General features: G+C 60.9%; 13 protein-coding genes and 1 pseudogene. 6 read left to right on the top strand and 8 right to left on the bottom strand.

Annotated elements, in window-relative coordinates; genetic code table 11:
- Positions 1–13: 13 nt before the first annotated feature.
- The 3 genes and pseudogenes from P0D71_RS02060 (at position 14) to P0D71_RS02050 (ending at position 3669) form a co-directional block, all read left to right on the top strand.
- Positions 14–535 carry a general stress protein gene (locus tag P0D71_RS02060; protein ID WP_408184096.1) on the top strand — a complete coding sequence of 174 codons (522 nt, stop codon included), beginning with the start codon at positions 14–16 and terminating at the stop codon, positions 533–535.
- A 123-nt stretch (positions 536–658) separates the two neighbouring features.
- Positions 659–3025, top strand: a complete 2367-nt coding sequence (locus P0D71_RS02055) for an ATP-dependent Clp protease ATP-binding subunit (RefSeq protein ID WP_408479153.1) — start codon at positions 659–661, stop codon at positions 3023–3025.
- Positions 2935–3669, top strand: a pseudogene (locus tag P0D71_RS02050) (IS6 family transposase). The gene P0D71_RS02055 and the pseudogene P0D71_RS02050 overlap by 91 nt, the downstream one beginning before the upstream one ends.
- Here the strand turns inward: P0D71_RS02050 and P0D71_RS02045 are convergent.
- Both P0D71_RS02045 and P0D71_RS02040 read right to left on the bottom strand, forming a co-directional pair.
- On the bottom strand, positions 3632–3880 hold the full coding sequence (locus P0D71_RS02045) for a hypothetical protein (protein ID WP_408479151.1): 249 nt from the start codon (positions 3878–3880) through the stop codon (positions 3632–3634). The pseudogene P0D71_RS02050 and the gene P0D71_RS02045 sit on opposite strands and share 38 nt — an antisense overlap.
- 162 nt (positions 3881–4042) lie before the next feature.
- Positions 4043–4978: a substrate-binding domain-containing protein gene (locus tag P0D71_RS02040; RefSeq protein WP_408184098.1), complete on the bottom strand. Its 936-nt coding sequence runs from the start codon at positions 4976–4978 to the stop codon at positions 4043–4045.
- 787 nt (positions 4979–5765) lie between these two features.
- Here P0D71_RS02040 and P0D71_RS02035 point away from each other — a divergent pair.
- The 3 genes from P0D71_RS02035 (at position 5766) to P0D71_RS02025 (ending at position 8328) form a co-directional block, all read left to right on the top strand.
- On the top strand, positions 5766–6038 hold the full coding sequence (locus P0D71_RS02035) for an aldehyde dehydrogenase family protein (RefSeq protein WP_408184172.1): 273 nt from the start codon (positions 5766–5768) through the stop codon (positions 6036–6038).
- A gap of 508 nt (positions 6039–6546) precedes the next feature.
- Complete coding sequence (locus tag P0D71_RS02030; RefSeq protein ID WP_408479093.1) at positions 6547–7407, top strand: PadR family transcriptional regulator; 861 nt, start codon at positions 6547–6549, stop codon at positions 7405–7407.
- 93 nt (positions 7408–7500) lie between these two features.
- Positions 7501–8328, top strand: coding sequence for a siderophore-interacting protein (locus P0D71_RS02025; protein ID WP_408479091.1), 828 nt, complete (start codon positions 7501–7503; stop codon positions 8326–8328).
- Between the two features lie 5 nt (positions 8329–8333).
- Here the strand turns inward: P0D71_RS02025 and P0D71_RS02020 are convergent, their stop codons facing one another.
- The 6 genes from P0D71_RS02020 to P0D71_RS01995 are packed head-to-tail and all read right to left on the bottom strand — an operon-like array spanning position 8334 to position 14240.
- Positions 8334–9017, bottom strand: a complete 684-nt coding sequence (locus P0D71_RS02020; RefSeq protein ID WP_408479089.1) for an SDR family NAD(P)-dependent oxidoreductase — start codon at positions 9015–9017, stop codon at positions 8334–8336.
- 24 nt (positions 9018–9041) lie between these two features.
- Positions 9042–10379 carry an NAD(P)/FAD-dependent oxidoreductase gene (locus P0D71_RS02015; RefSeq protein ID WP_408479087.1) on the bottom strand — a complete coding sequence of 446 codons (1338 nt, stop codon included), beginning with the start codon at positions 10377–10379 and terminating at the stop codon, positions 9042–9044.
- Between the two features lie 26 nt (positions 10380–10405).
- Positions 10406–11212 (bottom strand): amino acid ABC transporter permease, encoded by an 807-nt coding sequence (locus P0D71_RS02010; RefSeq protein ID WP_408479085.1) that lies wholly within the window; start codon positions 11210–11212, stop codon positions 10406–10408.
- 53 nt (positions 11213–11265) lie between these two features.
- Entirely contained in the window at positions 11266–12084 is an 819-nt protein-coding gene (locus P0D71_RS02005; protein ID WP_091807855.1) for a substrate-binding periplasmic protein, read from the bottom strand.
- 51 nt (positions 12085–12135) lie between these two features.
- The gene (locus P0D71_RS02000) at positions 12136–12861 is read right to left on the bottom strand and encodes an amino acid ABC transporter ATP-binding protein (protein WP_408295337.1); all 726 of its coding nucleotides are present in this window, start codon (positions 12859–12861) and stop codon (positions 12136–12138) included.
- A 56-nt stretch (positions 12862–12917) separates the two neighbouring features.
- Positions 12918–14240 carry an NAD(P)/FAD-dependent oxidoreductase gene (locus P0D71_RS01995; protein ID WP_408479083.1) on the bottom strand — a complete coding sequence of 441 codons (1323 nt, stop codon included), beginning with the start codon at positions 14238–14240 and terminating at the stop codon, positions 12918–12920.
- Positions 14241–14281 lie beyond the last annotated feature (41 nt).

Here is a 14281-nt window from a genome sequence, read left to right as displayed (position 1 = left end):
CAGGAGCTAAACAATGAATCAGGACAACGCCGTCGTTTCAGTATTTTCGAGCCACGACGCCGCTGACGAAGCCGTCAAGGAATTGAGCCAGAACGGCTTCGACATGACCAGGCTGTCTATCGTCGGCAAGGGCTATCACTCCGAGGAACACGCCGTCGGCTTTTATACCGCAGGCGACCGCATCAAATCGTGGGGTGCAACCGGTGCGTTCTGGGGCGGCATCTGGGGCCTCTTGTTGACGCCGGCGCTGTTCCTGGTACCGGGCCTCGGCGTGGTCGGCCTCGCCGGTCCGATCGTGACGGCTGTCGTGTCCGCGCTCGAGGGTGCCGTGCTCGGCGGCGGCGTGACGGCGATCGGTGCGGCACTGGCGGAACTCGGCGTGCCGAAGAACGACGCTGTGAAATACGAAACGGCGGTCAAAGCTAATGGCTTCCTGTTGATCGTTCATGGCACGACGGAGGAAGTCGAGCAGGCGCGCGCCATCCTCAGCAAGCTTGGGCTCTTCACCGCAGCGGGAAGCGAAACCAGCTCGTAAGGGTATTGCCTTGCGAAGGTCACTCGCGGCAGGCGTCGCCCACCAGGCAGCGCCGGCCGTTTCCATTTGCGGATCCTCACCCGGAGGATTCAACGGATTCACCCGATCAAAAGGACTATCGACATACCTCAGGCTCTGTGTGACATCTGCGGCGCACGGCCCGCTTCGGTGCGCGTCACCGTACTGCAGGACGGCGAGCGGCGCGACCTCGACGTTTGCGACTTTCACTATGTCCAGCTGACGCGCCATCAACGTTACATCTCGCCGCTGGAATCGCTATTCGGCAGCGGACTCTTCGACGAACCCGGCACGACGACGACGCCCACGCCCCGCCGCGGGCAAATGTCGTCCGCGCACAACCGCAACCGTATCGAACAGCATTTCAGCGACCAGGCGAGAGAGATTCTGCAGCGCTCAGCCGAGCGCGCAGTGCTGTTCGGCAGCCGTGAAGTCGATACGGAACATCTTCTCTACGAATTGCCGGAAAGCGACGTCGTCCAGACCCTGCTCAAACAGCACAAGGTTTCCGCCGACGACATCCGCGCTTATATCGACGCCAACGCGACGCGCCGCCATGGCGCGCCCGTAACCACCAGGGTCCAGCTCGGCGTCTCGCCACGCGTGAAGAGCGCGCTCGATCGCGCCTTTATGATCTCACGCGAAATGGGTCATAGCTACGTCGGCCCCGAGCATATTCTGCTGGGACTCGCGGACGTGCCCGATAGCTTCGCCGGTGTGCTGCTCGCGAAACTCGGTCTCACGTCGCAATCGCTGTTGCAGCACTCGCTGCGGGTGGTCGGCAAGGGCGCGGAGCATGGCCGGATCGATACGCCTTCGAAAACGCCCAAACTCGACGAACACGGACGCGACCTGACGCGGCTGGCCCAGGAAGGCAAGCTCGATCCGGTGATCGGACGGTCACGCGAAATCGAAACCACGATCAAAGTGCTGGCGCGCCGCAAGAAAAACAATCCAGTACTGATCGGCGAGCCCGCTGTCGGCAAGACGGCGATTCTCGAAGGCCTCGCGCAGCGCATCGTGAACGGCGACGTGCCCGAGGTGTTGCGCGACAAACGCCTGATCGAGCTGAACGTCAACTCGCTGGTCGCCGGCGCGAAGTATCGCGGCGAATTCGAGGAACGCGTGAAGCAGATCATGGAGGAGATCGTCGCCGGCCGGCACGAGGTTCTCATTTTCATCGATGAAGTACACACGATCGTCGGCGCAGGCCAGGGTGGCGAAGGCGGGCTCGATATCGCGAACACGTTCAAGCCGGCCATGGCGCGCGGCGAACTGAACCTGATCGGTGCGACCACGCTGTCGGAATATCAGAAATACATCGAGAAAGATGCGGCACTTGAACGGCGCTTTCAGCCCGTGATCGTGGCTGAGCCTTCGGTCGAGCAAACGGTCAATATCCTGCGCGGTCTGCGCGACCGGCTCGAAGCGCATCACAAGGTGACGATTCAGGATCAGGCGCTGGTGGCGGCCGCCGAACTCTCCGAGCGCTATATTTCCGGCCGCTTCCTGCCGGATAAGGCGATCGATCTGATCGACCAGGCCGCGGCGCGCGTTCATCTTTCGCAAACCTCGCGGCCGATCGACATCCACGAAGGCGAAGCGGAAATCGCCCAACTCAAGCGCGAGCAGAGCTACGCGACCAGCCGCAAACAGTACGATCGCGCGAAGGAACTCGAAACCACCATCGACGAACGGCAGACCACGCTGCACGAAGCAACCGAGGGCTGGAAGCAGAAGATCGGCTCGAACACGGCGGAGGTAACCGCGCATCACGTCGCGGAAATCGTGTCGAAAATCAGCGGCGTTCCGGTGACGCAACTTACTGAAGCCGAGAAGGCCAAGCTGCTGCAACTCGAAGAGCGGCTGCATCAACGGGTGATCGGCCAGGAAGAAGCGATCCGGGCGGTCAGCGACGCCGTGCGGCTGTCGCGCTCGGGTTTGCAGCAAGGTCACCGGCCGATTGCCAATTTCCTGTTCCTCGGCCCTTCGGGCGTGGGCAAAACGGAACTGGCCAAAGCGCTTGCCGAGCAGGTATTCGGCGATGAAAACGCGATTGTGCGGATCGACATGAGCGAGTACATGGAACGCCATGCCGTCTCACGGCTGATCGGCGCGCCGCCCGGTTATGTCGGCCACGACGAAGCCGGCCAGTTGACCGAGCGTGTGCGCCGGCAAGCCTATAGCGTGATCCTGCTCGACGAGATCGAAAAAGCGCATCCCGACGTCTACAACATCCTGCTACAAGTATTGGATGACGGACGGCTGACAGATAGCAAAGGGCGCACGGTCGATTTCAGCAATACGCTGATCATCGCCACCAGCAACCTTGCGAGCGACGGCATTGTCACGTTGCCGAATGGGTCGGGTAACATCTGGCGATGCAGAACACAAAATCACTTTACCGCGGCCATCGCTTTCCCGCGATCGTCATCAGTTGCGCCGTGCGCTGGTACTATCGGTTTCAGTTGAGCCTGCGCGACATCGAGTAGCTGCTATTCGAACGCCGTGTCGTCGTCAGCTACGAAACGATTCGACGCTGGTGCGACAAATTTGGCGCGGGCTTTGCACGACGGGTCAAAGCGGCTCGCCCCACACCCGGCACCACATGGCATCTGGACGAGGTGTTTGTGACGTTGTGCGGTGAGCCTTACCTGCTATGGCGTGCCGTTGATGAACATGGGGCCGAACTCGACATCCTGCTGCAGAAACGGCGGGACAAAGCGGCCGCCAAACGGTTCTTCAGGCACGTGCTTCGTTCTTGCCGCGTGCCGCGCAAGATTGTCACCGATCAGCTTCGTAGCTACCCGGCAGCCAAGGCCGACATCCCCGACCTGGCGAACGTCAAACATGTGTTCGTCAAGGCTGCGGCCCGGGTGAACAATCGCGCGGAGAATAGCCATCAGCCTACGCGTGAACGTGAGCGGCGCATGCGCGGATTTCGTGACCCGAAGCGCACGCAGGCTTTTCTCTCGAGCTTCGGACTGATCCGGCAGCACTTCGCGCTCAAGCGGCACTTGCTGCGCGCCTCGCTCTATCGCGAACAACTCGCTTCTCGATTCGCTGCGTGGCACGAATTCACAGCCGTAGCCCAAAATCCGTCGACCGCCTCCTGAGCGATTGACTCTTCGCCGGAGTCCGTGCCGCTACCGACAAGTTGACAGTGCCCTTCAACGGGTTAGGAACCTGCGTCTCGCGGACTTCGACATAGCGTATCAGTGGCAGATGCAGCATTCCATCGAGCTGATCCTGCAACTGTCTGCTATCGAGAGCCCAAAGCGCATTGCCGAGCCCCGACGCATAGCCCTGCTCAACAACTGTCAGCACCAGCGTAACTGTCGTACTGAACAGCAAGACTCGGCTAAGTAAGGCGACAGCAATTCCACCGTGTTGCGTCTTGAACGTATTGGAAAGCAAGCCAGAATGCGTAGGCGGCAAGATCCCCTCCCGGGTAAGGTGGCCGTCGTTGGAAACGCTGTACTGGAGCGCTTAGTGAGCGTAGTTCGCCAGCAACGAACGGATTGCGGCGTCATTCATGTTGTTCGGCGTCACCGTGACCACGTCAACAAATACCTGAGGGCGCGGCGGATGGCCCTGCAACGCCGAGACCAACCCTTCCAACGCAAGATAACCCATGCGGTAAGGGTCCTGCAATACATCGGCATATATGACGCCACGCCTGAGTCCGTCCATGAATTCCGGACGCCAGTCGAATACGACCAGGCGCGGGCGATCGGCGATCGCCTTTGCGTCAATGATCCGCAGGGCGCCGTAGGCGATCGGTTCGGCCGGCGCGAAAACGGCATCGAGGTGGCCCGGATAGCCGCTCAAGGCCTCCGTGATCAAACGCTCGGCATCACGCGGCCGGTACCCCACGTAAGTATCAACAACCACATCCCAACCCTTCTCCCGTGCGACGCTCAGAAACCCGTTTTCGCGCGCGGTCGTAGAGCTGATGTTCGTTGCAAGCCGTAACACGGCTACCTTGGCACCCTTTTGCAGGGCCGGTGCCAGGCTGAGCGCTGCCTTTCTGCCTGCACCAAAATTGTCTGTATACACGGTCGAGATGCCCCTGTAATCAGGGCTGTCCCGATCAACGAGGATCACTGGGACTCGGATCGAAACCTGCGTTTTGCTCTGCAGGGGTTCCGGCGCTAACACAACGCCGGCCACCCCCTGCTGCACCAGGTAGTCGATCATGCGCAACTGGAGATTCGACGTGTCCAGCGACGCCCCATCCGAAGGATTGCGTATCAGGAGATGCACATGCCGATCCTCAGCCGCCTGTTCAATGCCTTTGATCATTGCCTGGTAGAAGACAAGCGATGATCCGGGTAGGACGACACCGATTGTGGTCGCTCTCGCGGTCGATACGGTTGCGGTCAAGGCGGAAAGAAGCAAGAAGAACGAAAGAGTCTTGCGCATAGTGACTGACCTTCGTTATCGAGATCGCTCGAAATAGATCCCCGCTCACGGAGAAGGATTCCTTCAGACGATTACCTTATTCGGGGAGAACCGCTAAAACCAAGCTTCCACTCCACTATACGGCACGACACGACTTCCGAACCGTGAGGAAGATTTCGCAACCGCTTTCACTGTTTCGTCGCGCTGCGTTCGCCCTCTGTTCCTCGCTACCCTTCAGTCAATCGACGCTCGTGCCGGTTCTGTCGCATTGTGTTGGTGTTCAGAATCGGTGCTAGCCAGCGTGCACAGCACCGCTAGCATGTCCAGTAATTGCGCTAGCGTGCCTTGCATGTGCTGTTAATCAATTCGTGCATCGCACTTTACCTCGAAGCCGCAGCACCGCTTTTCGCACAGGAGACGTCTCGCGGATTATGGCCGCAGCCGAACACTACCACGCGTGCTAATCAAAATAGCTCTTTGCACAAGAGCTAAAGTTATCTTTCCTTAAACCAGATAACAAAACACAGAAGCGCTTTCTGACTGCATGCGGCCGGTAACGATCCTGAACTCCACCCAAAAAAAGTGTCCCTCGGATCGCATCGTCCGTAAGACTTGATATCCAGCACCGATGCCACGCTAGCAGAGTTACCGAACAAGCATCATCACGATTGTTGTACCGTCGCGACAGGCGTGATCGCACGCAACGCGTTACGCAGCAAGCCATCCCGGCGTTTTGGCCGCTAGCATTCCTGTGAACATGGCTAGTGGCAATTGTGAGCACCAACAGAATTAACGGACACCAACAGCTATTGCAGCACGGGCCGGCGGAGCACTCAAGAAGTCAGTCCTGGAACTCGGAGGCTCAGATCCTTTCATCGTTCTGGCTGACGCGGATCTCGAAGGTGCATCTGAAGCTCCAACCGGGCACATCAGCACTGGCATATTGCCAGGCAGACCGATAGCCTGGTTAGGCCTGGACTCGAAAGATTGGAGAGGCTCCAACCGTCCAATCGCGATGAAACTGGGATTCATGTCGAATACTTCGATGCCATTCATTGTGTTAGCTATCGTGTTTGATTGACTCTGGCACCTGCTTCGTGCCTCCACTGCATATCTCTGCCGAGGGCTGGGTCTCTCGGACACGCCGCTTCGACAAGTGACTGCTAATTCGTATAGCTCCAAAGAGCCTTAATGAAAGGGCTCGAAACATCCTTTGGATGTGGGACTTTTCGAATCGCCCTGAAATCGCCGCCTAATTAACGGCGCTTTGGTATGCGCTCGACTACATCGTTCGCGATACGCGCTCGGCCACCTCTGCCCAATGCTCGACTCGACGAACGAATCCGCGATGTCGAGGCAAGTTCGCATGTTGCTATTTTTCTAAGCTTCGTTATTGGACGGCTCACATCTTGTGTGTCAGCAGCGCGCATCCGAAGCAGTCAGTCCTCAAAATTTGTGCACCGCACAACGAAATTTCGAAATGCCGCAGACTTTGTTGTCTGCCGATACTTCGCAAAAAGAAATTTGACAAACTATCTTTAGATATATATCTTACGATACGTCTTAAGACACAAACGGGAGTACCCAAGATGCGTCATCACCATCGATTTTCCCGTCCGCACAAAGCGGACGACAGTCCGTACACCGGCCGCGAAGCGGCGTCGCTTCATGCACTCTGGCATGCGTTCGCGCGCCACCACGAATCTCGTCGCGCACCAGGCGAACGAGGCGAACACGATGCCCGCCGTGACGCTCGTGGCCACGACGGCCACGGCTTCGACCGCTTCTCGCCGCACGCCCTGTGGCACGCCATCGGCCGCCATCATGAGCAGCGCGGCGGCGGTCGCGGCGGGCGCTTCGGCGGCGGCCCAGGCGGCTTCGGCGGCGACGGCGACGGTTTTCCGCGCGGTCGCAAATTCAGTTCCGACGACCTGCAACTGCTGCTGCTCTCGCTGATCGGCACGCAGCCGAGCCACGGCTACGAACTGATCAAAGCGCTCGAAACCCGTTCGAACGGCTTTTACAGCCCGAGCCCGGGCATGGTCTATCCGGCGCTCACGTATCTGGAAGAACTCGGCTATGTGACCGTGCAACTCGAAGGCAACCGTAAGCGCTACGAACTGTCGGAAACGGGCCGTGACTACCTGGCCGCCAACAGCGAGCGCGTCGAGTTGATGCTCGCCAGGCTGAGCCATATCGCCCGCAAGATGGATTCGGTGCGCCGCGCGTTTGCCGGTGAAGAGCCGGCCGACATCAGCGAAGGCGGCTGGCTGCCCGAGTTGAACGAAGCGCGCCGTGCGCTCAAGCGTGCGCTGCTGCTGCGCGACAACGCGCCAGCGGCCGAGCAGCGCCGCATTGCCGACATTCTCATGCGCGCGGCCAAAGAAATCGAAAGCCAGGTCAAGCCGGACAGCAGCGAATCCGGCAATGGCGGCGCAACGGCCGTTTGACATCGAGCGGCCCGCATCGCGCGTGTACTAGTGCTGCCGGCAGCGCCCCCAGCGCGTGAACGCGCCTATCGAACCAACAGGAGTAGCACTCTCATGCTGATGAAACGCCAACCAACCGATCTGGCCGTTCAACGCGTGCGGCACCCGCTGAAATTCCGTCTGCTGCAGGTCAAGCAGGTGCGCGCGCTGACGCCTCATCTGATCCGCGTCACCTTCACGGGCGAAGACCTGCACGACTTCGTCTCCGCTTCCTTCGACGACCACATCAAAGTGTTCTTCCCCGAACCCGGCGCGGACAAGCCGGTGCTGCCGGAAGCAGGCCCGAACGGCCCGGTGTTTCCCGCCGGCCAGCCGCGGCCGGTCGCGCGCGACTTCACGCCGCGTCGCTTCGATCGCGAGGCGCGCGAACTCGACATCGAATTCGCCCTGCACGACGCGGGCCCCGCCGCTACGTGGGCGGCGCAAGCCAAGGTGGGCCAGTACCTGGGTATCGGCGGCCCGCGCGGTTCACTCGTGATCCCCACGGGCTTCGACTGGCATCTGCTGATCGGCGACGATACCGCGTTGCCCGCCATCGCCCGCCGCCTCGAAGAACTGCCGGCCGGCACGCGCGTCGCCGCGGTAATCGAAGTCGCCGACGCATCGGCGCAAACCGAATTCACGACGCAGGCCGAGTTGCATCTCGTCTGGTGCCATCGCAACGAAGTGAGCGTACGCGGCGAAGCTTTGTTGCGGGCGGTCCGCGAAATCTACCTGCCTGAAAACGGCGAAGGGTACGTGTGGGCGGCCGGCGAAGCCGCCACCATGCGCGCGGTGCGCTATCACCTGTGCACGGAGCGCGGCGTCGACAAATCGCGTATTCGCGCGGCCAGCTACTGGAAACAGGGTGCCGAAGCGGTGCACGAAACGCTCGACGACTGAGCCTGCTAAAACAGGTCCTCATGCCGGCAATTGACGAGAATTTCCGCGACGCTCGCGGAGTTCGGCATCTCGATTGTGTTGGCGACCAATCGTGCGATGTCCTCGGGTTGTGTCATGGCTTCCGGCTCGAGATCCGCGATGCCGGCGGCCATTTCCGTGTTGACGAATCCGGGGCATATCGCCGTCGCACGCAAGCCATCGTCCCAGCCTGCGCGACGTACGGCATGAGTCAACGCTATCGCGGCATACTTCGACATCTGATAGCCCGCGTTGAGGTTCTTCACGCGCTTGCCGGATAGCGACGCGATCTGCACGACACGAGCACCGCCCGCGCGGCGCAAATGCGGCAACGCAGCCTGGATCAGCCGGAACGGCGCTTTCACGTTGATGTCGAGCGTTTCTTCGAGCAGCTCGTCGGTACCCTCTTCCAGGCCGATGTGCTTGCAGATGCCCGCGTTACTGACCAGCACGTCAATACGGTCGAAGCGTTCGACCGTTGCCTCGACCCAGCGGCGGCCCGCGTTTGTGTCGCGCGCTTCGTATGGAAACGCGAGCGCATCGAAACGACCGGCGAGCGCCGACGGATCGCGCACGCCCAGCGACAGCCTATAGCCGCGTCGCGACAACTCGGTCGCGATTGCCAGCCCGATGCCGCGACTCGCGCCGGAAATCATGGCTACTTTTTGCATGACTCTCTCCGTGAAAGCACTACCCTAAAAGCCCGCATCGATGACGATTTTCGTACCGTCACTGAAACGGTTGAGGCGAAACGCGTGCGGATCGACGAGCGGCGTGTCGTTCGTCACCAGATCCGCCATCAGCTTGCCGGCCGCCGGCCCGATGCCGAACCCGTGCCCCGAAAAGCCGGTGCCGATGAAGAGGCCCGGCACCGTATCGACACCGGAAATCACCGGAATCGCGTCAGGCGTCACATCCATGTAGCCCGCCCAGCGCTGCGCGATTCGCGCGTGCGCCAGATGCGGGAAGACCTTGATGAACTCGCGCAAACCGGCGTCGGTGTATCGGGTGATCGGCTCAGGATCGAGCGTGCGGATCTCTTCGAACGCTGTGGGACGGTCGAGCGCCCAGTGTCGTGGACGGCGCAATTCATCGAAGAAACGAGCGCCAATGCCAATGCGCAACGAGCCCAACTGGCTCTTCAGTGCTTCGACGTACTTGAAGAACAGGCGAAATGAATCGGGCGTGAGATCGCTATAAGTGCGGAAGCCAAAAGCGATCGTGTAGCCGCCGTCGGCGCGCTTGCGAAACGCGAATTTCTTGTTGCTCGCGCTACAGGCCGGGCCGCCGTCGAGCAGCTCAGTGCGAAGCACCGAGGCTTTTACCAGCAGTTGAGGTACATCGACACCCAGATTCCCGCAGAACAACCGCGACCATGCGCCGCCCGCGACGACGACGCTATTGCAGCGGATCGTACCGTGCTCGGTGACCACCGCACTGACGCGCCCCGCGCTCGTTTCGATGCCACGCGCGGCACACGGCGTCAGAATCTTGACACCGCGTTTGCGTAACGCATTCGCGATCGCGGGTGCGGCTTTTTGCGGTTCGGCGCGGCCGTCGCCAGCTGTGTAGAGTCCGCCCTTGAACGCTTTCGTGGCGCCAGGCAGCAGTGCGCCAACGGTACTTCCGTCGACCAGACGTGTATCGAACGCGTCGCCCGCTACGTTGCGCGCCTTGTCGAGCCACACGTGGTGACTGTCCATCACGGCGTCTTCGTCCGTCATATAGAGGATGCCGCATTGATTGAAGCCGGTGTCGATACCCAACGCCGCATCCAGTTTCCGCCACAGCTTCAGGCTCTCGATGCTCAACGCGAACTCGCGCATGTCGCGATGCGTGACGCGAACCCAGCCCCAGTTGCGGCTCGATTGCTCACCCGCGATATGGCCTTTCTCACATAGCGCGACCTGCAAGCCTTTCTCGCTGAGATAAAGGGCCGTGCTCACGCCGATAATGCCGCCGCCGATCACGACGACATCGACTTTCGCTGGCAAGGTGGTGTCGTCGGCGACTGTTTCTACTTTCGGTCCCATCGTGGCTGATATCCTGCCTGTGAAGGCTAGTTATGTTGATCGGCGACGCCAGCCCTGACCGCGACGGTCGAATTGGCCGAAGCCTGCGCCTTGCGTTGCCGGCGTGACGATCCCGCTCTGGAATGACCGCGCGACGGATTCGAATGACGGTTGGTCCAACGGTCAATGTGGTTAATCGCATGCGTGAGCGGCACGGTCACGAGCAGGTACACCACGCCCGCGGCCACCAGCGGCGACAGGTTCGCGGTATTCACCGACGTGTTCTGGCCGATCGTGAACAGATCGCGCTGCGAAGTCAGCAGGCCGAGAAAATAGACCAGGCTCGAATCCTTGACGATCGAAATGAACTGATTCGCAAGCGCCGGCAAGATGCGCCGCACGCCCTGCGGCACGATCACATAGCGCATGCTGCTCCAGTACGTCATGCCGAGCGCCTGACACGCGGACAGTTGTCCGCGCCCCACGCTTTGAATGCCGGAGCGAAAAATCTCCGCAATATACGCGGACGAAATCAGCCCAAGCGCGACGATCGCGAGCGGGTACGGATTGGGCCCAAAGATCGCCAGTCCCACGGGCGCGAGGCCCTGCCCGACCAGCAGGATCACGAGCGCTGCCGGCAGGCCGCGAAACACGTCGACGAACACCTGCGCGGGCAGCATCAACCAGCGCGTGTGAGACACGGCCATCAACGCGAGCACCATGCCCGCAACGATACCCAGCACGGTTGAAAACACCGACAGCACCAGCGTGTTGACGAGACCCGTGCAAAGCAAAGACGGCATCGACGAGAGCAGCAGCGGCCAGTCGAGAAAGTTCTGCAAGAAAGCATTCATGGTGCGCTCCTTGTTGAGCGCCGGCGGCAGGTTGAGCCGCCGGCCGGGCCTGATCAGCTACCGGTCTTCATCGCATAGGGCGGCAGATTCGCGGGCTTCGGATAACCAGGGTGAAACTGCATGTACAGCTTGACCCACGTACCGTCCGCAACCAGTTGGTCGATCGTCTTGTTCAGCGCCGCCTCGAGCTTCGCGTTGCCCTTGTGCACCGGGAAGCCGGCAGGAAGGTTGACGGCCGAGATATCGAGCTTGTCCGCGATGTTCAATTGCGGGTACTTACTCTGCAAACCCTCGACGAGCGTTTTGTCCACGAAATAGCCGTCGATGTATTTCGAGCGCATCGACAGGAAGCCCGCATTCAGATTCGGAAAGCGCACGATCTGCGCACCCGGCAGATAGCTATCCGAATAGGTGTCCTCGATGGTGCCCTGCACGACGCCGATCCGTTTGCCCTTCACCGATGCTGGATCGCTCGTAATCGTGCTGTCGGGCAAGGTCGCAACGCTCAGCAGGCCGGTCAGGTAGCCCTCTGAGAAATCGACCATCTTCAGGCGGTCTTTCGTGATCGAAATCGAGCCGGCGGCCAGATCGAGCTGCTGGTTCGCAACGCCCGGCAGCAGTCCACTGAAATCCTGCGCGCGAAACTCGGCGCTCAGGCCGAGTTTCGCCGCGACCGCTCGCAGCAATTCGACGTCGAAGCCCGTCATCTTGCCGTTGTCGATATATGAATACGGCTTGTTGTTCGCATCGACACCGGCGACCAGCTTGCCGGGAGTCAGCGTGCCGAGATCGTCGGCGCGTGCGTTACCTGTCAAGGTGAACGATAGCGGCACGACAACCGCAATAAGGCTGAGAAGATGGCGAAAACGCATGATGTTTGCTCCGTCGAAAAGACCTGCGATGGAAAGAAAATCAAGTGGACATCACTGCAATATCCTGGAGAGAAAGTCGCGGCCACGAGCCGAGCGCGGACGCTCGAAAAAAGCGTCCTTCGTGTCGTCCTCGACGATGGCGCCCTGGTCCATGAACACGACCCGGTCCGCGACACGGCGCGCAAAGCCCATTTCGTGCGTGACGCATAACATCGTCATGCCGTCCTGCGCGAGTTCGGTCATCACGTCCAGAACCTCATTGACCATCTCGGGATCGAGTGCGGAGGTCGGTTCGTCGAACAGCATTGCAACGGGATCCATCGACAACGCCCGCGCGATCGCCACCCGTTGCTGCTGGCCGCCCGACAACTGCGATGGAAACCTGTCCTCATGCGCGCGCAAGCCGACGCGCTGCAGCAGCATGCGCGCCTTGTCGGCGGCTTCGTCGCGGCTGCGCCGCAATACGTTGACCTGCGCGAGAATCAGGTTCTGGCGAATGTTCAGATGCGGAAATAGTTCGAAATGCTGAAACACCATGCCGACCCGCGCGCGCAGCGTTTGCAGATTGGCTCCGCGTGCCGAGACCAGCGTGCCGTCAACGACGATCTCACCTTGCTGCACCGGTTCGAGTCCATTGACGGACTTGATCAGCGTCGATTTTCCGGAACCGGACGGCCCGCAGATTACGACCACCTCGCCCCGGCCGATGTCGGCGGAACAATCGGTCAGCACGCGCTGCTCGCCGTACCACTTCGAAACGTTACGCAGAGAAATCATCTGCAACTCCTCAAGCCTGAAGCGCATCGGCTTCGGTGTCAGTGTCGACGTCGATATCAGGAAAGGGTGGCACGCACCCGGCCGCTCCAGAGATCGTCGAATGTATAGAGCGCTGTGCCGACCGGCACGCTCAGGCGGCTCGCCATGCCGGCCGGACTGATCGGAAACGCGCCTTCGCCGAATGCGCCCGACTTTGCGTCGAATCCGAGCATGTGTTTCGCGATCCGCGCGCCTAGATAGCTCATCAGCGCCACGCCATTGCCGTTGCAACCCAGCGCGTAATGAATGCCATCGTGTTGGCCGATATGCGCGAGCCTGTCGCCCGTCATCGCGACATAACCCTTCCACGCGTGCGTGATGCGCACGTCGCGCAAGGCGGGCCACAACTCGATCATCTTCGCGTGCAGCATTCTCGCCGCCACGCGCTCGCTCACCTCGCGGATCGCCGGGCGCGAGCCGAACAGCATCCGCGTGCCGTCGGGCGACGGCCTCGTGTAGAACAGATTGCGCTTCGAATCGCTGATCATGCGTCGCCCCGGATTCAGCACGGCCATCAGTCCTGGCGGCAGCGGTTCCGTCGCAATCTGGTAGCTCGCCACCGGCAGCACGCGCCGCGAGAAGAACGGCAGCAGCGGTCCCGTATAGCCGTTGGTCGCGACCAGCACATGTTTCGCGTCGATCTTTCCCCGCGTTGCGTGAACCCTGAAACCCGCGCCATTGCGTTCGATCCGCTCCACGCCCGCATGCGAATGCAAAGTCGCGCCGCAGCGCCGTGCGAGATCGCGTAGCGCGCGATGATATTTGGCGGTATGCAGACCGCCGTATTCGTCGACGAGAATCCCGCCGTAGTAGTAGTCGGAGCCGATTAACGCATGCTGATCCGCGCGCGGCACGACATGCACTGTGACGCCGGTTTTGTCGCGCAACAGATCGCCTTGGCGCCGCAAGACATCGAAGTGACGTGGCGTGAATGCGCCGAAGAAGCGACCAGTGATCTGCAAATCGGCGTCGAGCTGCTCGTCGGCGACAAGGCGTTTCAGATAGTCGAAGCTCGCCATGGACTCGCTCATCAGGCGTCCCAGCCGTTCTGCCGAGACCCCGCGAATCGCATTGGTCAGCGCAAGCTTCTGTCCGCTCGACACCATGCCGCCGCTGCGCGTGCTGCCGCCCGCGCCGATTTCGGCGGCGTCGAGCACGGCGACGCGCGTGCCGAGTCGCGCAGCTTCGGCTGCCGCCGCCAAGCCGCAATACCCGCTGCCGATAATCACCACGTCAACCCCGGACGGCAACGCGTCGCGGACCGTCTCCGGCGGTGCGGCGTCCCACCAGTAAGGGGTCAGGCGAAAGTCGTCATGAAACAGCAAGGCTTCGGAACGCATCGTGGATCGCCAGTGACAAGGTTCCAGCCAGTCTAGGTTTC

It is taken from the genome of Paraburkholderia sp. RL17-383-BIF-A (genome assembly GCF_046028015.1).
Classification (GTDB): domain Bacteria; phylum Pseudomonadota; class Gammaproteobacteria; order Burkholderiales; family Burkholderiaceae; genus Paraburkholderia.
The sequence above is the reverse complement of the archived record's forward strand: the minus strand, read 5'-3'. Positions and strand labels throughout refer to the sequence as shown.